Below are 20,853 nucleotides of genomic sequence, written 5' to 3'. Positions count from 1 at the left end.
GGTGGCGCGGGGCGCCGACCCCTTGGATGGGGACGCGGTGGCGCGGGGCGCCGACCCCTTGGACGGGGATGCAGTGGCGCGGGGCGCCGACCCCTTGGACGGGGACGTGGTGGCGCGGGGCGCCGACCCCTTGGACGGGGATGCGGCTGCGCGGGGAGCCGCCCTCTTGGACGGGGGGGCGGTGCGAGGGGAGCGGGGGGGCATGGATCCGAGGGGGTAACACGTCCGCGAGCCACCGTCGCGCCTGGGGTGACGGTCCTACCGGGCGCTGGCGTCCTGCTCGGAGGCCTTACCCCTCACGTCCCCGTGGAGGGCCCGGCGGCCCACCGTCACTTCTTCCGACGTCTGGGAGCCGCGGGCTGAGCCAGCGCGGGCTGCCCCCGGCGGATGAACGCCGCGAGCTTCTCCGCGTCGATGGCGTCGATCCACGGTGCCTCGGGGTCGGCCTCCTCGCCTTCTTCGTCCTCGAACACCTCGTCGGCGTAGACCTTCAGCAGCTTCGGTGAGAGGACTTCGCGGACGCGCGGGTCGGTCTCCTCGATGAACGCGTGCTTCTGTGCGCTGCGGATGTGCTTCGCGTCCCCGGTGACGAGCCGGGCCTTCACGCCGCCGTGCACCTTCACCGCGTGGTAGTTCGTGTAGACGAAGGGCGCGCTGACGTCGCCGAACACCTCGCAGCAGGCGTCATTGTCGAGGAACAGGATGGACTGGCTGGCGACGAGGTCCCCGTGTACCTCCAGGAACCCCGTGGTGATGACGTCCCGGGCCCGCAGCGAGCCGGTGACGATGACGACCGACTCCGGGTCGAGCGAGTCCTCGTAACGCCCCTTCACGGTGAGGTCGCCTTCGACGATGAGGAGGCCGATTCGCGGCCGGCGCCCGGTGACGAGCTCCTCCAGGGTGAGGTTCCCCACGTGGTGGAGGATGTCGCTGTCGGCGCGGTCGCCCCCGGCGCGCTGCTCGATGAAGCGCTTGGCGGAGCGGAGGGTGCTCGACTTCGCGAACTTCCCACGGGCGTGCTTCTTCAGCAGCGCCAGCGCCGACTCCTCCGTGAGGGTCCCCGCGCTGAAGCGCTGTGCCTTCGGGAGCAGATGTTTCTTCGTGCCCATCATGTTCGCCACGATACCGCACGGGGGCCACATCCCGATGTGTTCCCTGTCACGGCGGTTTTGCTTCGACCGCGCGGGGCTATGCGCCCGCGGCGCGCACGAGCCGCAGCACCACCACGAAGTGGAACAGCGCGCCGACGATGGTCAACGCGTGAAACAGCTCGTGATATCCGAAGACGCCGGGACGGAAGTCAGGGCGTTTCAAGGCGTAGGCGATGGCGCCCGAGGTATAGGCGACGCCCCCCAGGAGGATGAGCGTCAGCTCGACGCCGCCGAGCGCGGCGCGCACCTCGTCGAGGTAGGGCACCAGCGTCCAGCCGACCGCGAGGGCGAGGGCGGCGGTGAGCACCTTGGGAGCATGGGCCCAGAACAGCGACTTCACCACGCCAACGAGGGCGCCGCACCAGATGGCGAGCAGCAGGCTGTCACCCGCGGCTCCGGAGAGTCCAATCAATGCGATGGGCGTGTACGTGCCGGCGATGAGGATGAAGATGGAGGCGTGGTCCATCTTCCGCATCCAGGCCCGGCCGCGCACGGACCAGTCCACCCGGTGGTAGGTTGCGCTGACCGAGAACAGCACGACGAGGCTGATGGCATACAGCGCGGCGGCGGTGGCGGTCCGGAGCGTGGGCGCCATGGAGACCAGCACGCTGCCGGCGCCGAACGCGCCCACGGCGGCGAACTGGTGCAGCACTCCGCGCAGCTTCGGCTTCTCGACAGCCTGGGCGGTCAGGACAGGCCCCCGGCACCCACCAGGATGCGGGCGCCGGAAACGGGTGCGCGCAGGCCTGGCTTCTCTCGCAGCGCGAGGGCACCGCTTCCGTGGCGGGAGGAAGACGCTGCGAAGCCCTTGGCGCGGTGCGTGACGAACATGGGTACATCAGAAGCACAGGTGCCGTGTCAGAAGCGAGTGGCGCACCTCCCCGCACACCTCCGCGAGTCGAATCCGCGTGGGGGAAGGTGAGCCTTCGGACCTGGCCTGGCTCGGGCCTGCTCGTTCACCAGAACCGCCACGTCAACGGGGGTGGAGGCGCCGTGGGTCGAGCAGACCCGTTCATCGAACTCCTTTCTCCGGCAGCACGGCTTGCGACGGGTGACGGGGACGCAGCAGCGCGGTGGCCAGGACGACGCCGTAGACCGCGGCGCTTCCATGAACCATGAGTGCGTAGGCGAGTGAGGCCCCGTTCTGCATCACTGTCAGCGCATCCACCGTGGGCATCACGATGGTGGCGAGGACGAAGACGCCCGCGGCCTGCCGTTGCCGGGTCGCCACCAGGGCGAAGATCGCGAGCCCCAGGCCGAGGTCTCGCCCCGCCTTGATGTGCATCCAGGGAATGGCTTCGGAGCCGGTGAGCGGGAGGCCGAAGCCCGTCGCCGCCCCGACGGGGTCCAACACTCCCCCGACGCTGAGGTACAGCATGAAGGCCCCCAGCAGCAGCGTGAACAGCGCGGTGGGAGAGGTGAGCTTCCAGGACAAGTTCGAGGGGTTCGGATTCATGGGGCCTCCAGGGGGGAGTTCGGTGTCGCTTGTGAAGGGGAATGTGCCGTTCAGGCCCCGGAAGCGCCATTCGCCGATGACTCAGTCTTTTGTCTGAAACGCTCAGTGCGCGAGCGCCATGGACAGTCCGCTGTTAGCCTGGAGGCATGGACCTGACGCATCCTTCCGACCTGCTCGGGCAGATTCTCGAGCGCACCCATCTTCGTGGGCGGATCTACTGCCGCACCGTGGCGCGGGCCCCGTGGGGGCTGCGTTTCGCACCGACGGCCACGGCGGCCCTGCACCTGGTCATCGCGGGCACCTGCCAGTTGACGCAGGGCGGAGAGGTCATCGCGCTCGGGCCCGGTGACGTCGTGCTGCTGCCTCGTGGGGATGGACATGCCGTGGCGGATTCGCCGCGCAGCCCCAAGCTTCGGCTGGAGGACTGGCTGGCGACGCGAGGGGAAGGGGAGTCGTCCTACGTGCTGGGCGGGTCTGGCGTGGAGTCGCGCCTGCTCTGTGGCTGCTTCGCGTTCGACGAGCCCGGAGCCCATCCCGTGCTTCGACTGCTTCCCGAGCGGGTCCATCTGCGTGGAGCGTCCGAGGAAGCACGTGCCTTGTTGCCCACGGTGGCATTGCTCGAACGGGAATATGAGCGGGGGGAGCGGGGCGCCTCGGTGATTGTCTCGCGACTGCTCGACATCCTCCTGGTGCAGGTGCTTCGGGCCTGGGCCGATGCGCAGACCTCGGGAGGTGCTGGTTGGTTGGGCGCGCTCGGAGACAGGACGCTCGCGAGTGTCCTGGGTTGGATGCACGCCGAGCCAGGGAGGGACTGGACGGTGAGCGAGCTCGCACGGCGTTCGGGCACCTCGAGAGCGACACTCGCGCGGCGCTTCGCGAGCGAGGTGGGCGTGGCGCCTCACGAGTACCTCACCCGGCTGCGGATGCAGGAGGCCGCGCAAGCACTGCGCGAGGGCCAGGACGGGCTCGCGGCCATCGCGGGACGTGTGGGCTATGAGTCCGAGTTCGCCTTCAATCGGGCCTTTCGCCGGGTCATGGGCCTGCCTCCCGGCGAGTACCGACGCAGGGCGCGTGGGGAGCTCTCACCGTCGCAAGGGCACCCGCAGTGAGAATGAGGTGGACACTCCGGGCGCGTCGACGCGGGTGAGCGCGACTTCGTCACGCTTCGTCGAGGCATTTCCTGCAGACTCGGAGGATGGCAAGTCAGCAAGAAATCGCGGCCTTCATCGCCGCGGAGTTCCCGCAGACGCGGGTGCGGATTCTGGAGGTCGGGGACAAGTCCGCCACCGTGGCGCATGAAATCGGGCGCGCGGAGCTGCGGCCCGGAGGCACGGTGTCCGGCCCGGTGCTGATGGCCACCGCGGACGTGGCGCTCTATGTCGCGATTCTGGGCGAGCTTGGCATTGTCCCGCTCACCGTGACGACGAGCCTGAGCTTCAACTTCATGCGAAAGCCATCGGCGGACCGCCGCATCCTCGGGGTGTGCAAGCTGCTGAAGCTGGGCCGGACGCTGGCGGTGGGCGAGGTGTCCCTCTACTCGGAAGGCCTGCCGGAGCCCGTGGCCCATGCGGTGGGGACCTATGCGATTCCGCCCGTGGACCGGAGCGGCGCGGGTTCCTGAGCCCGAAGGTCGAGGAGGCCTCCCGCGTGGCTGAGCCCTCGATGGCGTCGAAGCGTTTCGCGGCCCGTCTGCGCGTTGATGGGCTCCTGCTCTACCGCGCCGGGCGAAGCGCACGCGGTGACCCGCCTCCGAGCTTCTTCATCAACCGGCGAAGCGTGCTCGCGTCCTGGTAGCCGACCTCGGCGGCGACGTCGTCGATGCTCAGGTGCGTCGATTGAAGCAGTGCCTGGGCGCGCCGCACCTTGACGCTGTGGACGAGCGCGAGGGGGCTTCGGCCCGTCGCACGCTGGACGTGGCGCGACAGGGTCCGCTCCGTCATGCCGAGGCGCGTGGCGAGTTCGGCGACTCCCGGGGGATTCGGGAAGCCCGCCTCGAGCGCCGCGGTGATGCGCGCAATCAACGCATCTCCGTTCGCGAGCAGCTCCGGCGCGATGAACTTCGCCTGCGCCTGCCTGCCGTCGAGCAGCATGGTTCGCGCGAGGAGGTCGACCAGTCGCGCGCCGCAGCGCTCTCGCAGCAGGTGCAACATGAGGTCTGTCTGCGCGAAGGCGGCGCCAGCGGTGATGATGGGGCCATCCGCGCAGACCATCGCGTTCGAATCAACCCGGCACTGCCGCTCCAGCTCGGAGAGCAGTCCTGCGAGCCACCAGGTGGTGGTGACTCTGCGGCCGGTCAGGACGCCCGCTTGTCGCAGCAGGAAGACGGCGGTGCACGAGGCCGCGACGCGCCCGCCGCGCGAGACATGACGGGCGATGGCCTTCGAGAGCTTCGTGGCGTCCGGCCTCGCGAGCCGTGCGTGCACGGCGGCGGCGTGGGTCATGCCGAGTCCCGGGATGACCCAGGTCGACGTGTCACCGCGGGCCATCGCACGCAGGCGCGACGTGTCGATGCTCACGCGCTCCGTGAGTGGGACCTGTCCGCCGTCTACTGAGCACACCTCGAAGCGCAATGACTCCGCCCCCAGGGCGCGCGCGGCCCGGAGCATGTCGAGTGTCGCCGCGACACTCGTCGCGAAGGCGCCCTCCATGACGATGATGGTGAAGGACATGGTGTCTGAATCTGCCCGAAAATCGTCTTTTCGGACACTGGCGACGTCGAGCGGGCCGGTGGTCTTCTGCGGGCGAAAGGAGTTGAACGCACATGACGACCCAGGCCGCGCCTGCCGTGCGCAATCTCGAAGAGGACGATTCCCTGGAGGACTTTCAGCGCCGCGACGTCACGCTGTTGGGGGAGATGCGGAAGGTCTACACGGCGGGAGAGGGGCCCGCGGTCCTTGTGATGGCGGAGATGCCGGGCATCAGTCCCCGCGTCGCGCGCTTCGCTCGCTGGGTGCGGGACGCCGGCTTCACCGTGTGGATGCCGAGCCTCTTTGGTCGTGATGGCGCGGTGCCGACCGCGAAGGAGGGGAAGGCCATCTTCGAGCGCGCCTGCATCAGCAAGGAGTTCCGGGCGCTCGGTGCGAATGCCTCCAGCCCCATCGCGGCGTGGCTGAGGGCGCTCGCCGCGCAGGCGCACGAGGAATGTGGCGGCCCGGGAGTGGGCGCGGTGGGCATGTGCTTCACGGGCAACTTCGCGCTGTCGATGATGCTGGAGAAGGCGGTGCTGGCGCCGGTGCTGTCCCAGCCGTCGCTGCCGCTCGACGAGCCCGGGGGCGTCAACATCGCTCCCGAGGAACTGGAGCGTGTGAGGCAGCGACTGGTGGATGAAGACCTGACCGTCCTCGCCTATCGGTTCCAGGGCGATTCCTTCTGTCGTGCGGAGCGCTTCGCCGCCTACCAGCAGGCACTTGGGGAGCGGTTCCTCGGGCGCGTGTTGCCCGACAGCGCGGCGGGCCCGAAGTCCGAGCGCCCTGATGACTTCTTCAAGTTCATCCCCACGCCCCACAGCGTCCTGACCGTCCACTTCGTCGATGAGGAGCACGCACCCACCACCGCCGCGCGAGACGAAATCCTGGCGTTCCTCCGCCGGAGACTCCTGGCGTAGTGGGAGTGCAGCGGGCCCATGCCGCCGGGGCGGGGCGTGCTGACCCAACGGGAGCTGCCACGACGAACTGGAACGGCGCCGCCTGCCCACGAACTGGCGGGTCGTTCGGATCCAACGGGGCAGCCACAACGGACTGGAGCCGAGCCGCCTGCCCACGAACTGGCGGGAGGCGGTCTCCGCTGGCGCTACTCATTGCCTCCGCCCGGAAGCCTTCGGGCGGCTCGCGCTCACTTCATTTCGCCGCGGCGGGCGGCGGTGGTTTCGCGGAGACGACCGAGACCTCGCCCTTCTCCTGCTGGACGGTGTGCGTGCTGCCGATGGCGAAGCGCTGGAACTCTTCCAGGGTCTCCGGCGAGTACGTGACGGGAGGATGGCCTTCGCCCTGGAAGACGACGGTGTAGCTCGCGCTGCGGGAGTTCCGCTCCTGCGTGCCCTTGGGCAGTGCCTTGGGCGGGCGCAGCTCGGCATCAGCGGGCCAGCGGGTCTCCAGCGTCTTCCCGCTCGCCTTCACGTCCCGCTCATGGCTCCAGGTCCACTCCTTCCAGGAGAACCACGGCGCGTCACGGGGCACGCTCCGATAGCGCGGCTCCTTGCGCGAGCGCCGCTCGTCGACATAGCGCGGCTCCTTCCGCGTCTTGGTCACCGAGCAGTAGCGGGTGGTGCAGCGCTTCTCCCCACCGGTGCACGTGGTCTTGCACGTGGCGAAGCCGTTCTTGTTGCTCGTGCAGTCTTCCTTGCACTTCTTCGGCGTGGTGGAGCAGTCCTCGCCGCAGGCCTCTTTGTCGCGGTAGGTCTCGGTGGTGTAACCGGACTGCTTCCGCTCCGTGAAGTAGACAGTCTCGTAGCCATTGAGGACCTGGTCGTCATGGTGGTGACGCTGTCCCTGGGCCTTCACCTGGAGGGCGTCCGACGGCTTGTCTTCGGCGAAGCCCTCGCGCTCGACCTGATGGCGACGCTCGACAGACACCGTGTGCTCCCAGGCGAGCTCCTTGACCTGAAGGCTCCTCGTCCACTCGGGGCCTGTCTGGACCTGCTCGGGTGGTTGCTGCACGGACGCCGAGCCCGACTTCCCCGAGTTCATCCACATGGGGCAGCAGCAGCCGAAGAACGCCACGATGAGGACGATGGAGATGCACCCGCGCCGGGACTTCTTCTTCTCGGGAGGAGCCGGGGCCTTGTCGGGCGTGCCAGGGCTCACCGGTGGCGAGGCGCCGCAGTTCTTGCAGCCGCCGTCCAGGGCTCGCTGGTCGCTGTCGCAGTAGGCGCAACGCCAGTGGGGGCCGGCGGTGGCCATTCGCAGGAGCGCCGCGTCGGTCACCGTCACCGCCGAGGCCGTGTCCTCTGGCATCTCGTACTGCTCACTGCCGTCCTTGGCGTTCTTGCAGCCCTGACACACCATGTGACGACCGAGGTTGCGGTGCTGACAGCTGGAGCACCGCCAGAACATCTCAATATGCCGCTCCGACATCCGTGATTTCACCTCTGGGGCTCATCCTGCGGGGCGGCCCCTATACCATGAGGGCTCGTGGGTCGCGGGGCGCGCCGGCTTGACTTCGCGGAGGTGCTGCGTTCGGTTCCGCGCCATGGACTCCACACCCCCGACATCTGACTGGCCCACGTGGGCGAAGGCCTTCCCACCCCAGGAGGGTGAGCACGTGCTGGCGACGGGAGGCCCGTGGTTCATGGCGTATTTCCTCGCGTTCATGGTGTCCCTGACGCTGCTGCCGACCGTGGTGTTTCCCCTGCTGGGCATCTGGTTCTTCTGGGGCCGGTCCGGGAAGTTCCTGCTCACCAGCCACCGCCTCATCTGGAAGCCGAACCTGGGCAAGGCGGTCATCGTTCCCCGCGACGCGCTTCGGAGCCTGGACGTCGATGTCGGGCCTCGCTTGAGGAGCGTGCAACTGCGTGGTGAGCGGAAGGTCTCGATGCCGCTGCTGTGGAAGTACAAGCAGTTGTGGGGTGGATTGGCGCTGCTCCAGCAGTGGAAGCCGCCTGCGCCGACGTCCTCGACCCCGGCCCTGAAGGTAGCCTCCGCGTGGCTCGTGTCTGGAATGGAGCTGCAGCCCGGCGCGGTGGTGATTGAGTCGAACGGCGTGCGGTTCTTCCCGGCGGAGCCCCGCGCGAACGTCGCGTCGGAGGCGGGCGCCGCGCTGGTGGGACTGGCCCTGGGCGTCACGCGCCGGACCCACCGGGCCCAGGTTCCCGTGGAGGCCGCGCTATCGCTCGTCGCCAGGGCGGAAGCCGTCGAGCCCGAACTCGACGCGTTGGGCCTCATCTTGCGGAGCGAGCTCTGGCAGGGGCCTCCCGTCGCACAGGGGAACGCCGGCGCGGGACGCACGCGGATGACCTATCAGCAGGGAAAGCGGAAGCTGACGTTCGTGGTGCCGACGGCGCTGCTGCCCGGCTGAGCGACAGTGTGGCTACTGTTCGCCGCGTGCGAGGGCCTTGGGCGTCACTCCCAGGACGCGTCGCATGCAGCGCGCCAGGTGGCTCTGATGGGAGAAGCCCGCTTCGAGCGCCACCTGACTGATGGGCAGCGTCCCCTCCTGGAGGAGCGCCCTGGCCCGCTCCACCCGGCGCAGGATGACGTACTGGTGCACGGGCATTCCGAGTGAGCGCTTGAACAGCGTCCTGAAGTGGGACGTGCTCACCTCGACCAGACGGGCGAGCCGCGCCAGGGAGAGGTTCTTGTCCAGGTGGCTTTCGATGTAGTCCGTCACCTGTCGTGACTGCCGGGCGGACAGCTGGCCGCGGGCCTCCTGGGGCGCGGGGTAGTGGTTCAGGAGATGGACCGCGAGGGCCAGTCCCAGGCCCTCCGTGTAGAGCCTGCCGTTGGGGCGTGCGGCGGTGCGGTCTGCTTCGAGCGCGTGGACGATGTGCTCGATGCGGGCGTCGCGGAATCGGTGCTGGGGCGTCAGGCCCGCGCGCTCGGGAGGCAGTCCCAGGTCCTCCGCCGCGAGTCGCAGCAGCGCCGGTGCCAGCCGCACGGTGAGGGAGCGCCTGGGCTCCTCCTCCACCCAGCTTCCAGAGAAGCCCGCGGGCAGGAGCGTGGCATCTCCCGAGGAGTAGCGCTGCCGGACATGGCAGGTCATCCGGGCGGAAGGTCCCACGTGGATGGACAGCAGGTGCTCGGTCAGAGGCGCCAGCTCCACCCGGCCTCGCGGCTCCGTGCGCGGCTCGACGCGCAGTCCCACCCGGCCTGGGGCGCCCGAGTGTCGCGCCATGCCCAGGTCTCCGACTTCACTTGCTGCTCGTGGGGCGCTCGCCCCGTCCCGCAGGTCCATCTCGCGCTCCGGTCCGGAAGCGACAGATGTAGTGGGGTGTCCGCGCCCACGCCCGGCTTTCCGTGGGGGCTCGCGAGCAGCCGATTGTGCTCCGCGCGAAGCGGAGTGTGCGCGATGCGAGCACCGTGTCGGAGAGAGGGTGCGCCCACTCGGCAAGTCCGCCGAGCTGGAGGTGCGAATGAAAGCGATTGTGTTCGACCAGATGGGCCCGCCGCTGGAGGTGCTTCAGCTTCGAGAGGTCCCCGTGCCGGAGCCCCGCGAGGGCGAGGTGCAACTCAGGCTGCTCTCGGCGTCCATCAACCCGGGAGACTTCCTCTTCATCCAGGGCCTGTATCCGGAGCCGAAGAAGCCCGCGTTGCCGGGGCAGGTCGCGGGCAACCACGGCGCCGGCATCATCACCCGCGTGGGCAAGGGTGTCGTCTCGTGGGAGCCGGGGACCCTCGTCGCGTTCAGCCACTTCGACTCCTGGGCCGAGCACGTGGCCCTCCCCGCCGAGCGGCTCATCCGGCTGCCACCGGACTACCCGCTGGAGAAGGCCTCCCAGTTCTTCAACATCATCACCGCTTGGGACCTGCTCGAGCGGGCGAACGTGCGGTCGGGGCAGTGGCTCGCGCTCACCGCGGGCAACTCCACGGTGGCGACGCTGGTGGCGCAGTTCGCCCGGCTTCGCGGTGTGAAGGTCCTCTCCATCGTGCGACAGCGACAGGCGACGCTGGACCTGGAGTCGCTGGGCGTCTCCGCTGTCCTGGCGCTCTCGGACGGAAGGTCGGACCTCGGCGCGCGTGTACGAGCGCTCACGGATGGGCTGGGGGTCCACGGCGTCATCGACTGCGTGGGTGGGGCGCTGTTGGAGGCCCTCATCCAGGAGAGCGCCCCGGGCGGACAGGTGATTGTTTATGGAGGCTTCAGTCCGGAGCGCTTCAGCCTCCACAACTTCGACCTCCTGATGAAGGACCTGCACCTGCGGGCCTACGTGTATCGCTACTTCTTCGATGCGCCGAGGCAGGAGGACGAAGCGTTGCTCCAGCACCTCGTGAAGCTCTCCGCGCCCGCCAGCTTCCAGGTCCCCCTGGGCCCCTCCCATGCGCTGGAGGACTTCAAGCTCGCGGTGGAGGAGAGCCTCGGGCGCCCCGAGGCCGGCAAGCGCTTCTTCCGGATGCCGAAGGAGTCCACGGTGTCCGGACGCTGACGGAGCCATGCCCTGGCGGAGGAGCTCGAAACACCTCTCTGCGGACCGACGCCGCGCGCCGCCCCTGGAATGGCGGCGGGCGAAGTCGGCCCCATCGAGGAGCACGCCATGGGTGGGAAATCCAAGCCGCTGCTCAATCCGCATGCGTCCGAATCACGCCCCCGTGGAATGTCGATGCGGGGGAAGGCGGCTGCGCACAGAGGCCCACTGTTGGCGCGGTGTTGGATGCAAGGGTTCGACATGGACGCCAGGGGGGCGTTCTGTTTGGCGACGGCCCGGGGAGCTACGGGGCCCAAGAGGCCGGAACAGTTCGTGGGGTCGATGTGTTACATGGACCTTCGGCACCAGGCAGGCGATGGCCGCGGCGGGGTCCTCCCAGCGCGACTCCAGACTCCACCGATGGTGTCCCTGGGGCGTGAAGGTGGTGGACGTTGTCGCACGCGACGAAGGCGAAGTTTCTCGAGTCAGGGGCCTTTCTCCAGGACCTCCAGGCGCGAGTGGAGCTCTACCTGGGAGCAAGCGGGCGCTCACCCCGCGACCTCCCCTGGATGTACGCGAAGACGGTCATCATCCTGGGCTGGTTCACGGCGTCGTACGCCTGGCTCGTCTTCGGCGCCACGGGCCCCTGGGGCGCGGTCGCCGGATGCCTGTCGCTGGGGCTGGCCATCGCGGGCGTGGGGTTCAGCGTCCAGCATGACGCCAACCACGGAAGCTACTCCGCGCATCGTGGCATCAACGAGCTGCTGGGCGGCACGCTCGACGCCATCGGCGGCTCGTCCTACGTGTGGAGCTGGAAACACAACATCTTCCATCACAGCCACACGAACGTGGTGGGGCTCGATGAGGACATCGACATCCAGCCGCTGTGTCGGCTCGCACCAGGCCAGCGACTGCTGAAGGCGCATCGCTTCCAGTACGCCTATATCTGGTTGCTCTACGGGCTGTTGACCGTGAAGTGGCACTTCGTCGATGACCTCAAGGATTTGGTCAACGGGCGCGTGGGGCGACAGAAGATGCCGCGCCCGAACAAGCGGAAGCTGGCCGGGGCCGTGGGCGGCAAGCTCCTGTTCTATGGCTGGTCGCTGCTGTTGCCGTGGTATTTCCACCCGCTCTGGCAGGTCCTGCTGTGCCACGCGCTCACCTCATTTGTGCTCGGGTTGATCCTGGCCACGGTGTTCCAGATGGCGCACTGTGTGGAGGAAGCGGACTTCTCCCTGCCACCCGAAGGGGGCGCCACCTTTCCTCGCGACTGGGCCTCACATCAGGTCGCCTCGACGGTGGACTTCGCGCGGGGCAACCCGTTGGTGAGCTGGTACCTGGGGGGGCTGAACTTCCAGGTGGAACACCACCTCTTCCCCAGGGTGTGTCACCTGCACTACCCGGCGCTGTCTCGTATCGTCGAGGACACCTGTCGGGAGCACGGCATCCGCTATCGGGCGAACGAGAGCGTGGGTGCGGCATTGAAGAGCCACGTGCGGTGGCTCAAGCGGATGGGGCAGCCTGCCATCGAGGTCGCGGTATGAGTGACGAGACAGAGAAGGTGCGGTACGGGCGGGCGCAGAAGTTCCGGCTTTCGCCCAAGGGCACGGAAGCCGTGGCGGCGTATTCCGTGATGATTGAAGCGGCCAAGTCCGGCACGGGTCGTGCCCAGTTCGACGCGGCTCGCGCCACCTGGGGTGCGTCGCTCGGGCTCGCCGCGGAGGATGGGCTCTACCTGGTGGAGTTCGAGGCAGGAGGGCGGACCGTCTCGGAGGCGACGCAGAGCCTCGAGGGCTGCGACATCTCCGCGAAGTCGGTCAAGGAAGCCGTCGACCGGCTGTTGAAGTGCGGCATGCTGGAGCCGCTGCCGGCGCCTCCGCCGCGCGTGGCGCCTCCCCGTCGCTACTGGTAGGCGGGGCGGTGGAGTGGCTCGCCGCTCCACCCCGCGCCCTGACGGGACGCGACTCCGTGGACGCGGTGGGTGACACCGCCGTCCGGCGCGGCTGACGGAGTCGGGGGTTTTGCTGCGAGGTGAAACGCCCCACGCTAGGCTCGGCGGCCATGAGCCCCACCCGAATCATCGTGCTCGCAATTGGCGTCCTCGTCCTCGTGGGGGTCGTGCTGTTCTTCTCCGGCGGCTTTCTCTTTTTCGCCTTCCGGAACAGCTACGAAATCAAGGGCGGGAAGGTCTTCTATCACGCGGCCGGAATCGGCTTGTCCGAGGTGCTGGGCGCCGACGCCGAAACCTTCCGGGAGCTGAGGAGGGGAGCTCGCGGGTACGCTGAAGACAAGCACAGCATCTACTTCCATGAGCAGCGGCTCCCGGGCGCTGACCGGGACAGCTTCGAGGTGCTGCGCGAGACTTCGTACTGGTCGAAAGACCAGGACACGGTGTTCTACGGCGCCAGCGCCCTGCCGGGCGTCGACGCCGAGCGCTTCCGGCTGCTGAGCGCCTACTACGGGACGGATGGTGTCGCCGTGTATGGCGTGGGGCGGCGCATGGAAGGTGTCGATGTCGCGACCTTCGAGCTGGTCGGCCAGGACGGGGCGATGGCGAAGGACAAGAACGCCTCCTACCGGCTGGAGGAGCGCGGCCGGATGGTGAATGGCGAATTCATCAGCGACGCGGAAGCGGCAGAGGACTCCCAGTAGACGACGAAGAGAGGAGCACGCCATGCACAGAGGATCCTGCCTTTGCGGGGCCATCACGTTCGAAGTCACGGGCCCCCTTCCTCCACCCAATGCCTGTCATTGCTCACAGTGTCGCAAGCAATCGGGACACTTCTGGGCCTCCACGGACGTCCCCCGCGCCGCGGTGACCATTCATGGCGCCGACAAGGTCACCTGGTTTCGCTCCTCCGAAAAGGTGCGGCGAGGGTTCTGCTCCACCTGCGGCTCGGTGCTCTTCTGGGAGCCGCTCAACAAGGACGTGGTGGCCATCGCCATGGGCGCCTTCGATTCGCCCACGGACACCCGGCTCGCGAAGCACATCTTCGTGGCCGACAAGGGCGACTACTACGAGTTGGGCGACGGCCTGCCCCAGAACGCACAATAGGACGGCGCATGCACACCCTCCCACGCCCCTTCGCCGCCCTCGTCGTCCTCGCCGCGCTCAGCGCCGCCGCCCAGGCGCCCTCGTCTCCACTGGGGCCCGTGTCGCCCACCACCGGCCTGGTGCTGCGGGACGACGTGGTGCGCGCGCTCATCCAGGAGAGCTCGGGCGACCGCATCCACGATGGGGTGCAGCGGCTGGCGCTGCTCGCCCGGGACAATCAGGGGGGCTACACCGAAGCGGCCGAGTGGACGAAGGCCGCCGCCGAGGCCGCCGGCTTGAAGGATGTGCGCCTGGAGCCGATGAAGGATGCGCCCCAGTGGCGCGCCGCGCGGGGCGAGCTGTGGGTGACGGGCCCCCACCGGTACAGAGTCACTTCCCACGCGGACCTGCCCATGTCGCTGGCGCTGAAGAGCGGCAGCTTCGAGGGCACGGGCCTGGAGCTGGTCGACGTGGGCACCGGCGCCCGGGATGAGGAGTACGCGGGCAAGGACCTGAAGGGCAAGGTGGCGCTCACGCGCGGCCATCCCAGTGCCACCCTGCGCACGGCCGTGACGAAGCTCGGAGCGGTGGGCGTCGTCTCCTCCTACTCGACGCCGCCCTGGAACACGCCCCACCGCATGGACGGCGACTTTCCGGACCAGGTGGGCTGGGCCATCGTCCCGCCGGGCCTGGTGCCCCAGGGCGCGCGGAACCCCTTCCTGTTCATGGTCTCCGACCGCCAGGGGCGCGAGCTGCGAGCCCAGATGCGCACGGGCCCGGTGAAGGTGGACGTGAGCGTCGCCACCGAGGAGTACCCGGGGCACTACAGCATCGTCAGTGGCGTCATCCCCGGCACGCGCGCCGGTGAAGAGGTCGTCCTCACCGCGCACCTGGACCACTACAAGCCGGGGGCGGATGACAACGCCTCGGGCTCGGCCACCTTGCTGGAGCTGGTGCGCACGTACACCACGCTCATCCGCCGGGGCGTGCTGCTGCCTCCCGTGCGCACCGTGCGCGTGCTGTGGCTGCCGGAGTTCGAGGGCACCCGCGAGTGGTTCTCCCACCACGGCGCGGACCCCGTGCGGAGGGTGGCCCACTTCAACTTCGACATGCTCGGCGCGAGCCTGTCCCGCGTCCACTCCCGCTTCCTGGTGTCCTATACGCCGGACTGGAATGGCAGCTTCGTGAACGCGGTGTCCGAGTCCACCGTGGCCTTCATGAACCGCTTCAACGGGGTGACGTATCCGCCTCGGAAGGACTTCCGCATCGGCTCGGTCACCGGCTCCCAGGACCCGCTGGATGCCCATATGGACCGCTACAGTCGCGGCTCGGACCACCAGCTCTTCAACGACCACGGCATCCCGGGCGTGGCCTTCTCCACCTGGCCCGACGACGGCTACCACACCAGCGGCGACCGGCCGGAGAACGTGGACCCCACGCAGCTTCACCGCGCCGCCTTCGCGGGCCTGGCCTCCATCACCGTCGCCGCCTGGGCGGAGGGCTCGGGCGCGCTGGACCTGGCGCGGCTGGTGGCGGTGCACGGTGTGCGGCGCGTGGCGGAGGACGAGTTCCGGGCCCGTCGCGACCTGGCCTCGGCCCCCGTCGCTCAAGTCGCGGGCACCTCCCGGCTGGCTCGCGCAGTGGTGCGCGCCGGCTACCAGCGCGAGCGCGAGGCCCTGCGCTCCTGCCAGCTCCTGGGCGCGCCAGCGACCGCCGTGCGTGCGCTGACCAGGACGCTGGAGACCTCCGAGGCCCAGGCGTTGGAGCGCGTGGAGGCGGACGTCAAGGCGCGCGGAGGGGCCTCGCGAGAACCCGCGCCCACCGAGGCCGAGCGCCGGGCCCGGGCCTTCGTCCCCCGCCGCGTGAAGGGGCAGGAGCTGGCGGCGTTCGACGAGTTGGTGACCAAGGCCAGCCCCGAGACGAAGCCCCGCGTGGCGGCCGTGCAGGCCGCGCTGAACGACGCGACCACCACCCTGCGAGAGCGCGGAGAAGGCGAGCTGCGCTTCTACCAACTGCCCGACGCCATCGCGAGCTACGCCGACGGCAGGCGCTCCGTGGCGGACATCCGCGACGCGGCCTATGCCGAGTACGGCTACGTCTTCCCCGTGGAGGCGCTGCTGGACCTCTTCGGGCTGCTGGAGCAGGGCGGCATCATGACGAGCGCCCGCTGAGGGCGGGCCTCGCGAGGAGCGGCACTTCCTGGTGAAGGACAGCCCGGGCGGGCCCGGCTCTTCATTCGCGGGGACGCCACGGCCTGTCGCCATGGCGGCGCACCCGGAGCTTCCGCGGGGTGTTGGCCACGGGAGGTTCACGGGTGGGCATCGCGGGGGCTCGAGGGTGGGACGCGTCAGAGGGGAGCGTTAGGGTCCCCTCGCGCTGGGCGGTTCGTCCCGGCATCACTCCTCGTCGAGGTCTTCTGATGCGTTTCCCTGTCCTGATGCGCGAGCTGCGCACCGCCTCCGTTTGCCTCGTGGGGGCCGGCTCGCTGCTGACAGCCTGTGAATCCACCGACGTGCCGCCCCGGCCCATTCCTCGGGACACCTCGCCGCGCACGCTGACGCTGCTGCAGACGAGCGACCTGCACACGAACATCTTCCCGTGGGACTACTTCACCGGGAAGCCCGACGCGAAGCGCGGTGTCGCCAAGGTGGCCACGCTCATCAAGCAGGAGCGCGAGAAGAACCCGGACTGCACGCTGCTCGTCGACACCGGTGACACCATCCAGGGCACGCCACTCGGCACCTACTATGCCCTGGTGGACAACGCGCCCCGGCACCCCATGGCCGCCGCGATGAGCGAGCTGGGGTACGTGGCCATGGCCGTGGGCAACCACGAGTTCAACTACGGCCTCGACGTGCTCAACAAGTTCAAGAGCGAGGTCAACTTCCCCCTGCTCGGCGCCAACGTGCGCAACAGCGCGGACGGCTCCGAGGTCTTCACGCCCTACGTGCTCACCAAGGTCTGCGACGTGACGGTCGGCATCCTCGGCCTCGTGACGCCCGGCGTGGCGACGTGGGAGCGCGCGGAGAACATCCCCGGTCTGCGCTTCGATGACCCGCTGGAGACGGCGAAGACCTACGTGCCGAGGATGAAGCAGGCCGGCGCGGACGTGGTGGTGGTGGCCATCCACAGCGGCCCGGACAGGCAGCCCGTTGGCAGCGCGAGCAACCCCGACTCGTGGCTGGCCGACTACGCGGATGACTCGAAGTGGGCGGACCGGGGCAACCTCCCCGGCGAGAACGAGGCCGTGCAGATTGCCCAGGGCGTGCCCGATGTGGACGTGCTCCTCACCGGCCACACCCACCAGCCCATCCCGAAGATGCTGCTGAAGAACCCACAAGGCCGCGAGGTCCTCCTCACCCAGCCCAACCGCTGGGGCAGCCACCTGGCGGACGTTCAGCTTCAGGTCACCTGGAACGGGGAGCGGTGGGGCGTGGACGCTCATGACGCCCGGCTTCACGTCGTGGACGACAAGGTCGCCGCGGATGCCGCCGTCACGCAGCTCACCCAGAACTACCACGACACCACCGTTGCTTACGTGAACCAGAAGATTGGCACCACCACCGCCCCGTTCCCCGGAGGCTTCGCGGGACGCTACGTCGACAGCCCCCTGGGGGACCTCATCAACATCGTCCAGGAGGAGGCCGCTCACGAGGCCGGCTTCGACGTGGACCTGTCCCTGGCCGCCCTCTTCACCAACGATGGGGCGCTGCCGGCCGGCGACGTCACCCTGCGAGACGCCTACAGCATCTACATCTACGACAACACGCTGTACGTGATGGAGATCAACGGCTCCATCCTCCGGCGCGCGCTGGAGATGAACACCCTCTATTTCGGCACGCTCGACGCGAGCAACCTGCCTGCGAGGCCCGAGGGCGCCAAGGCCACCTCGCCCGTGGTCGCCGACTACAACTGGGACCTCTACTCGCGCATCGACTACGGCTACGACCTGACGAAGCCCGCCGGCTCCCGGCTCACGCACCTGCGCTTCCAGGGCGCGGATGTCACCGACGACCAGGTCTTCATCGTCGCCATCAACAACTACCGCGCGGGTGGAGGAGGCGGGTACGCCATGTTCAAGGAGGGCCGCGTGCTGTGGACCTCCGCTGACGGCGTTCGCGACTACGTCGCCCGCTACATGCAGTCGCACCAGGGCCTGTCGCCGGAGGCGGTGAACACCTGCAACTTCTCCCTCGTGCCCGACCTCTACACGCCGTACTTCGCCTCCACGCTCGGCCCCGCGAAGTGCGGTCCCTCCGTTGGCCGCCAGGGGGGCGGCCTCCGAGGCCTCGGACGGCTCCCCGGGCACCAGTAATCCCGGGCTGGCGGAGCTGTCAGACCGTCAGCAGGGGAAAACTTGGAACAGAGCGGACGTTGGCTCGCTGCGTTGCCCCGTCCAGAAGTGAAAGAAGGGGCAGAAGCGTCATGGGTGACGTGCGTGGGGGTGGACATCTTCCAAGGCAGATGCTTAGGCTGCACCGTCTTGTAGGGTTGATACTCTGTGGGGCCGGACGGCGACTCTCCCTGTCCGCGATGAAAGAAGAACAAGGCAATGGCAACCGGTACCGTGAAGTGGTTCAACGATGCGAAGGGCTTCGGCTTCATCACCCAGGACGGCGGGGGCGAGGACCTGTTCTGCCACCACACGTCGATCCAGGCGGACGGCTTCCGCTCGCTGGCCGAAGGCCAGAAGGTGGAGTTCGATGTCGCCCGGGGCCCCAAGGGCCTGCAGGCTCAGAACGTTCGCCCGATCTAAGCCCATCGTCATCCTGACGACTTCGTGATTCACCCAGAGGGTCCGATCCATTCGTGGGTCGGGCCTTCTGTATTTTCCGGGCCCCGCGGTGTCCGCCCCGCGTGAGGTCCGCCGGCTTCGGCAAGATTCCAATCCATTGGCAGCGAGAGCGCGTGCGCGGACCCGCCGGTTTATGTCCCCGCTCCGGCCCAGGTGCCGCGCTCCTCGAAGGGACTGCCATGAAGCTCGCCTCGCTGTTTCCTCCACCCCCATCGACGCTGGCCAGCACGGGGCTCCTGCTGCTCCGGGTCGTCGCCGGGGCCGCGTTCATGTTCCACGGCTGGTCGAAGATTCAGGACCCGTTCCACTGGATGGGGGCCGAGGCCTCCACGCCGGGCGTGCTCCAGGCGCTGGCGGCGCTCTCCGAGTTCGGCGGCGGGCTCGCGTGGATTCTGGGCGCGCTGGTGCCCCTGGCCTCCTTGGGAATCTTCTTCACGATGGCGGTCGCGGTGCACTTCCACGCGGTGATTCGGGGAGACCCCTTCGTCGGCCACACGGGCAGCTACGAGATAGCGCTCCTGTACCTCGTCATCGCGGTGGTGCTGCTGACCGTGGGGCCCGGACGATTCTCGGTGGACGCCTGGCTGCGGAAGAGACTCGCCAGCGCTTGAGCCGTGGCCGCTCAGGTCGGTGAGCGCGAAGGTGGGGGACTCATCGGTGTTCCAGGTCCACGTCACGGAGACGTGCGACAGGGGCACACGACTGTCTCGATGAACTGGCTCAGCGCCGCCGCCATCTTCCGGTGCGTGGCGGCGGACGGGTGCCAATCCTCGCCGACACCGTCGAGCTCGGGGACCTGCTCGGCCATCTCGTGGCGGTAGACCCGGGCATCCCCCTGTTGGTGACGTTCCGCCACGAGGTCGGAAATCCATTGGCCGACATGCACCGACGGCGGCCCGCCAGCCCCTTCGGCGTCCTTGTGGCCGTCCGTCATGCTGCCCAGCGTGCAGACGATGTGCGCCCGTGGGTGCAGCGTCCGCAGTCGCTCGAGGAAGGCCCGGTAGGCGGACTTGAAGGTCGCTTCATCTGGAAGGTACGCGTCGGTGCCACTGCCGGCGAAGGTGTCGTTGGTGCCGGCGTTGACGACAATCACGTCGGGCGACTCGCGCGAGAAGTCCCACGGGACGGCCTGGTCCGGGACGGCGAACTCGTAGATGGCGGGCAGCAGTCCCAACGTCGACGCGTCCAGGTTGCGATACACCCCCCGGCCGGAATAGCAGAGGAGGACGGGCTCCGCGCCCAGCGCCAGCGCCGTGAGCCAGGCGTAGCTCCGCTGGGGATTCTGGTGCTTCGAGGTGAAGGTCGGCGCGCTCCAGGGCGGTGGCTGGGGGATGACGGTGACGTCGTTGCCGTAGCCACAGGTGATGGAGTCTCCGATGAACTCCATCCGGAGCCCCTCGTGGGCGGGAGGCTCCTGAAGCTCGCCATGGACCTCCAGTGCCACCAGCTCGCTTGCGCCCACCGAGGACTCGGTGCGCTTGACGAGCTCCACCGTGTGCCGTCCCTCGTCCAGGCCGGTGGCGAGCACATAGGTGAGCTGGCCGCGATGAACCGCGAGCTGCTGGGGCGGTGCTCCGTCAATCACGACATCGAAGAAGTTGGTCCCCGCATCGCCGCCCAGCCCCATGTCGTTGAGCTGCATCCGCACGGCGTCTCCCCAGAAGCTCGCGCGAATCGTGACTCCGGGGTGGGAGAAGACGACGCCGGTGGGTGCGCGGTGCGACCGCCCGGTGTAGCGCAGCCGAGGGTCCGTGGCGGGAATGGTCACCCACGTCAGGGATTTGGAGGGAGGCGCTGGTGGTCTGCACGCGGCCATCGTCAAGCCGAGGCCGAGGATGACTGCGATACCGCGCGGCGCATGCAGGCTCATCCTCATGCCCTCGATGCGTACCACGGCGCGGGGGCCGGTGCCCTGCGGCCGCGCCGCGAGGCTCGACCCGCGCGACACGCGGGCCGAGGTTTCCTTGGGGCGACGCTGCTCAACAGTTCTCGGGGAGATACACGGCGAAGTCCGTCTTCTGGCCGACGACGCGCAGCGTGTGGCCACAGCTGCAGTCCCCATGACCGACCTGCACGCTGTAGGTCGCGTCGCTGTAGTACGTGACGAAGGAGAACCCTTCACAGAAGGGGAGCTCGTCCGCGCGCGTGCCCAACTGGGAGTCCTCACCCACGTTGTCGACACCGCCGCAGCCCGCCAGCATTCCGACCGCCAACAGCCCACCCATGATGCTCTTGCGCATGATGAGACCCTCGGAGAGAAATTCGGGGATGTGAAGCCTTCCTAGGATAGCGAGCTTCCGCCCGGAGGGCACGCGTGAGGAGCATTGGCTGCTGTGTCTTCCGCTCGCGGCATGCGGGGAG

21 protein-coding genes are annotated in these 20,853 nt (G+C 68.6%); 13 read left to right on the top strand and 8 right to left on the bottom strand.

Features of this window, described 5'->3' with window-relative positions; translation table 11 throughout:
• Positions 1-329: 329 nt before the first annotated feature.
• From HUA78_RS15775 to HUA78_RS15765, 3 genes are all read right to left on the bottom strand, one after another.
• Positions 330-1,112: a polymer-forming cytoskeletal protein gene (locus tag HUA78_RS15775; protein WP_174463944.1), complete on the bottom strand. Its 783-nt coding sequence runs from the start codon at positions 1,110-1,112 to the stop codon at positions 330-332.
• Between the two features lie 76 nt (positions 1,113-1,188).
• Positions 1,189-1,842: a hemolysin III family protein gene (locus HUA78_RS15770; RefSeq protein ID WP_174464686.1), complete on the bottom strand. Its 654-nt coding sequence runs from the start codon at positions 1,840-1,842 to the stop codon at positions 1,189-1,191.
• Positions 1,843-2,163: 321 nt separating this feature from the next.
• Positions 2,164-2,607 (bottom strand): DUF4267 domain-containing protein, encoded by a 444-nt coding sequence (locus HUA78_RS15765; RefSeq protein WP_174476622.1) that lies wholly within the window; start codon positions 2,605-2,607, stop codon positions 2,164-2,166.
• 146 nt (positions 2,608-2,753) lie between these two features.
• On the opposite strand from HUA78_RS15765, the gene HUA78_RS15760 reads away from it, so the two are divergent.
• A complete protein-coding gene (locus tag HUA78_RS15760) occupies positions 2,754-3,716 on the top strand; it encodes an AraC family transcriptional regulator (RefSeq protein ID WP_174464647.1) in 963 nt (320 codons plus the stop codon).
• Between the two features lie 86 nt (positions 3,717-3,802).
• Positions 3,803-4,228 (top strand): PaaI family thioesterase, encoded by a 426-nt coding sequence (locus tag HUA78_RS15755; protein WP_141647832.1) that lies wholly within the window; start codon positions 3,803-3,805, stop codon positions 4,226-4,228.
• 91 nt (positions 4,229-4,319) lie between these two features.
• On the opposite strand, the gene HUA78_RS15750 is transcribed toward HUA78_RS15755, so the two are convergent.
• Positions 4,320-5,276: a GlxA family transcriptional regulator gene (locus HUA78_RS15750; protein ID WP_141647833.1), complete on the bottom strand. Its 957-nt coding sequence runs from the start codon at positions 5,274-5,276 to the stop codon at positions 4,320-4,322.
• A 92-nt stretch (positions 5,277-5,368) separates the two neighbouring features.
• On the opposite strand from HUA78_RS15750, the gene HUA78_RS15745 reads away from it, so the two are divergent.
• Complete coding sequence (locus HUA78_RS15745; protein WP_174476621.1) at positions 5,369-6,211, top strand: dienelactone hydrolase family protein; 843 nt, start codon at positions 5,369-5,371, stop codon at positions 6,209-6,211.
• Between the two features lie 232 nt (positions 6,212-6,443).
• Here HUA78_RS15745 and HUA78_RS15740 read toward each other — a convergent pair whose 3' ends face one another.
• Positions 6,444-7,679: a hypothetical protein gene (locus tag HUA78_RS15740; RefSeq protein ID WP_174476620.1), complete on the bottom strand. Its 1,236-nt coding sequence runs from the start codon at positions 7,677-7,679 to the stop codon at positions 6,444-6,446.
• Between the two features lie 115 nt (positions 7,680-7,794).
• Here HUA78_RS15740 and HUA78_RS15735 point away from each other — a divergent pair, with 115 nt between their 5' ends.
• On the top strand, positions 7,795-8,619 hold the full coding sequence (locus tag HUA78_RS15735; protein ID WP_174476619.1) for a hypothetical protein: 825 nt from the start codon (positions 7,795-7,797) through the stop codon (positions 8,617-8,619).
• 12 nt (positions 8,620-8,631) lie between these two features.
• On the opposite strand, the gene HUA78_RS15730 is transcribed toward HUA78_RS15735, so the two are convergent.
• Positions 8,632-9,435 (bottom strand): helix-turn-helix domain-containing protein, encoded by an 804-nt coding sequence (locus HUA78_RS15730; protein ID WP_174476618.1) that lies wholly within the window; start codon positions 9,433-9,435, stop codon positions 8,632-8,634.
• A gap of 238 nt (positions 9,436-9,673) precedes the next feature.
• On the opposite strand from HUA78_RS15730, the gene HUA78_RS15725 reads away from it, so the two are divergent.
• The 9 genes from HUA78_RS15725 (at position 9,674) to HUA78_RS15685 (ending at position 19,103) form a co-directional block, all read left to right on the top strand.
• Positions 9,674-10,684, top strand: a complete 1,011-nt coding sequence (locus HUA78_RS15725; RefSeq protein ID WP_174463936.1) for a zinc-dependent alcohol dehydrogenase family protein — start codon at positions 9,674-9,676, stop codon at positions 10,682-10,684.
• A gap of 431 nt (positions 10,685-11,115) precedes the next feature.
• On the top strand, positions 11,116-12,207 hold the full coding sequence (locus HUA78_RS15720; RefSeq protein ID WP_217440866.1) for an acyl-CoA desaturase: 1,092 nt from the start codon (positions 11,116-11,118) through the stop codon (positions 12,205-12,207).
• Entirely contained in the window at positions 12,204-12,575 is a 372-nt protein-coding gene (locus HUA78_RS15715) for a hypothetical protein (protein WP_141647839.1), read from the top strand. Before HUA78_RS15720 ends, HUA78_RS15715 begins: the two co-directional genes overlap by 4 nt.
• Positions 12,576-12,724: 149 nt before the next feature.
• Positions 12,725-13,315, top strand: a complete 591-nt coding sequence (locus tag HUA78_RS15710) for a DKNYY domain-containing protein (RefSeq protein ID WP_174456331.1) — start codon at positions 12,725-12,727, stop codon at positions 13,313-13,315.
• 22 nt (positions 13,316-13,337) lie between these two features.
• Positions 13,338-13,718: a GFA family protein gene (locus tag HUA78_RS15705; protein ID WP_174463935.1), complete on the top strand. Its 381-nt coding sequence runs from the start codon at positions 13,338-13,340 to the stop codon at positions 13,716-13,718.
• An 8-nt stretch (positions 13,719-13,726) separates the two neighbouring features.
• Positions 13,727-15,868, top strand: coding sequence for a M28 family peptidase (locus HUA78_RS15700; protein WP_174476617.1), 2,142 nt, complete (start codon positions 13,727-13,729; stop codon positions 15,866-15,868).
• Between the two features lie 248 nt (positions 15,869-16,116).
• Positions 16,117-18,012, top strand: a complete 1,896-nt coding sequence (locus HUA78_RS15695) for a bifunctional UDP-sugar hydrolase/5'-nucleotidase (protein WP_254623736.1) — start codon at positions 16,117-16,119, stop codon at positions 18,010-18,012.
• Positions 18,013-18,249: 237 nt separating this feature from the next.
• Entirely contained in the window at positions 18,250-18,453 is a 204-nt protein-coding gene (locus HUA78_RS15690; RefSeq protein WP_141640366.1) for a cold-shock protein, read from the top strand.
• A gap of 218 nt (positions 18,454-18,671) precedes the next feature.
• Complete coding sequence (locus HUA78_RS15685; protein WP_174456328.1) at positions 18,672-19,103, top strand: DoxX family protein; 432 nt, start codon at positions 18,672-18,674, stop codon at positions 19,101-19,103.
• A gap of 62 nt (positions 19,104-19,165) precedes the next feature.
• On the opposite strand, the gene HUA78_RS15680 is transcribed toward HUA78_RS15685, so the two are convergent.
• Positions 19,166-20,260, bottom strand: coding sequence for an SGNH/GDSL hydrolase family protein (locus HUA78_RS15680; protein ID WP_371745591.1), 1,095 nt, complete (start codon positions 20,258-20,260; stop codon positions 19,166-19,168).
• Between the two features lie 211 nt (positions 20,261-20,471).
• Positions 20,472-20,732 carry a hypothetical protein gene (locus HUA78_RS15675; protein ID WP_174456327.1) on the bottom strand — a complete coding sequence of 87 codons (261 nt, stop codon included), beginning with the start codon at positions 20,730-20,732 and terminating at the stop codon, positions 20,472-20,474.
• Positions 20,733-20,853 lie beyond the last annotated feature (121 nt).

The sequence above is a fragment of the Myxococcus sp. CA033 genome (assembly GCF_013336625.1).
In the GTDB taxonomy this organism is placed as follows: Bacteria; Myxococcota; Myxococcia; order Myxococcales; family Myxococcaceae; genus Myxococcus; species Myxococcus llanfairpwllgwyngyllgogerychwyrndrobwllllantysiliogogogochensis.
Note: the sequence above shows the minus strand (reverse complement) of the source record. Positions and strands in the feature narration are given on the sequence as shown.

Bases quoted from the DNA above. Each gene is read 5' to 3' on its own strand.
- HUA78_RS15775 (WP_174463944.1), bottom strand. From the start codon at position 1,112: ATGATGGGCACGAAGAAACATCTGCTCCCGAAGGCACAGCGCTTCAGC.
- HUA78_RS15765 (WP_174476622.1), bottom strand. From the start codon at position 2,607: ATGAATCCGAACCCCTCGAACTTGTCCTGGAAGCTCACCTCTCCCACC.
- HUA78_RS15760 (WP_174464647.1), top strand. From the start codon at position 2,754: ATGGACCTGACGCATCCTTCCGACCTGCTCGGGCAGATTCTCGAGCGC.
- HUA78_RS15755 (WP_141647832.1), top strand. From the start codon at position 3,803: ATGGCAAGTCAGCAAGAAATCGCGGCCTTCATCGCCGCGGAGTTCCCG.
- HUA78_RS15750 (WP_141647833.1), bottom strand. From the start codon at position 5,276: ATGTCCTTCACCATCATCGTCATGGAGGGCGCCTTCGCGACGAGTGTC.
- HUA78_RS15745 (WP_174476621.1), top strand. From the start codon at position 5,369: ATGACGACCCAGGCCGCGCCTGCCGTGCGCAATCTCGAAGAGGACGAT.
- HUA78_RS15740 (WP_174476620.1), bottom strand. From the start codon at position 7,679: ATGTCGGAGCGGCATATTGAGATGTTCTGGCGGTGCTCCAGCTGTCAG.
- HUA78_RS15735 (WP_174476619.1), top strand. From the start codon at position 7,795: ATGGACTCCACACCCCCGACATCTGACTGGCCCACGTGGGCGAAGGCC.
- HUA78_RS15730 (WP_174476618.1), bottom strand. From the start codon at position 9,435: ATGGCGCGACACTCGGGCGCCCCAGGCCGGGTGGGACTGCGCGTCGAG.
- HUA78_RS15725 (WP_174463936.1), top strand. From the start codon at position 9,674: ATGAAAGCGATTGTGTTCGACCAGATGGGCCCGCCGCTGGAGGTGCTT.
- HUA78_RS15715 (WP_141647839.1), top strand. From the start codon at position 12,204: ATGAGTGACGAGACAGAGAAGGTGCGGTACGGGCGGGCGCAGAAGTTC.
- HUA78_RS15710 (WP_174456331.1), top strand. From the start codon at position 12,725: ATGAGCCCCACCCGAATCATCGTGCTCGCAATTGGCGTCCTCGTCCTC.
- HUA78_RS15705 (WP_174463935.1), top strand. From the start codon at position 13,338: ATGCACAGAGGATCCTGCCTTTGCGGGGCCATCACGTTCGAAGTCACG.
- HUA78_RS15700 (WP_174476617.1), top strand. From the start codon at position 13,727: ATGCACACCCTCCCACGCCCCTTCGCCGCCCTCGTCGTCCTCGCCGCG.
- HUA78_RS15695 (WP_254623736.1), top strand. From the start codon at position 16,117: ATGCGTTTCCCTGTCCTGATGCGCGAGCTGCGCACCGCCTCCGTTTGC.
- HUA78_RS15690 (WP_141640366.1), top strand. From the start codon at position 18,250: ATGGCAACCGGTACCGTGAAGTGGTTCAACGATGCGAAGGGCTTCGGC.
- HUA78_RS15685 (WP_174456328.1), top strand. From the start codon at position 18,672: ATGAAGCTCGCCTCGCTGTTTCCTCCACCCCCATCGACGCTGGCCAGC.
- HUA78_RS15675 (WP_174456327.1), bottom strand. From the start codon at position 20,732: ATGCGCAAGAGCATCATGGGTGGGCTGTTGGCGGTCGGAATGCTGGCG.